This is a genomic window from Flavonifractor sp. An306, from assembly GCF_002159455.1.
In the GTDB taxonomy this organism is placed as follows: Bacteria; Bacillota; Clostridia; order Oscillospirales; family Oscillospiraceae; genus Flavonifractor.
This window is the reverse complement of sequence record NZ_NFIQ01000244.1, coordinates 1-687: the sequence shown is the minus strand read 5'-3', so window position 1 is coordinate 687 and position 687 is coordinate 1. Positions and strand designations below refer to the sequence as shown.

General features: G+C 49.2%; 1 protein-coding gene and 1 pseudogene. Both read right to left on the bottom strand.

The features are described 5' to 3' along the window. Positions 1–134 (bottom strand): annotated as a pseudogene (locus B5F88_RS22005) (resolvase); the annotation flags it as partial. 1 nt (position 135) lies between these two features. Further along, positions 136–339 carry a transposon-encoded TnpW family protein gene (locus B5F88_RS19900; RefSeq protein WP_007885061.1) on the bottom strand — a complete coding sequence of 68 codons (204 nt, stop codon included), beginning with the start codon at positions 337–339 and terminating at the stop codon, positions 136–138. Between the last annotated feature and the right edge of the window lie 348 nt (positions 340–687).

The following is a 687-nucleotide window of genomic DNA, read 5'->3' as shown; positions in this document are numbered from 1 at the left end:
CCCCGCTGTGCTGCATAGCTTTCGAGATAACGTTTCTGGTTCAGAATGGAGTTCGAGTCACCCGTGAGGTCATCGTCACGGGACAGGCGCTCATAGAGCGCAGTGATTTTTTCTTCCGTCTGTCTGTTTGCCATATCAGGCGCTCCTTTCAGACGGACGGCTCATTTGTGGCAGTTCCATTATACCACATTCCGGCTGGTTTGCCAGCCCATCGTTGCGGATCAGCCGCAGAATTTTATCTTCCATCGTTTCCTCGGCGGTTTCGCTGAGGTAGACACGAACTTTATAGGTGGTGTTGCCAATGTGCCGGGTCAGAAACACGGCGTTTTTATCTGCCATAGAACCTCTCTTTCTTGCGCTTTCGGCGCATCCGGTGTATACTGTTGTTATGGTTCCGTTGTTTGTAACCTGCGATAGTGTTACTCCTTTTTTGCGTCAAGCCTGAACATGGCGTGTGCCTCCTTTCTCCTGTGTGAATGAGCAAATGTAACCTAAGTAACTTGTTTTTAGATTACTCTTTCACTAATAGGAGAAATCCGGGGTGCAAAACGGAACCATTTTTGAAAAATCGCAAAATATTTTTTGAAAAGAGGTGGGGTCATGGCGTATCTGTCTGATGACGAGCTTCTGGATACCGAGGGTGGCTTCACCGGATGGGACGATGGGACAGGCGCTGGGGCGGAGGAA

Coding starts and splice junctions, on each gene's coding strand:
- B5F88_RS19900 (WP_007885061.1), bottom strand. CDS start 339: ATGGCAGATAAAAACGCCGTGTTTCTGACCCGGCACATTGGCAACACC.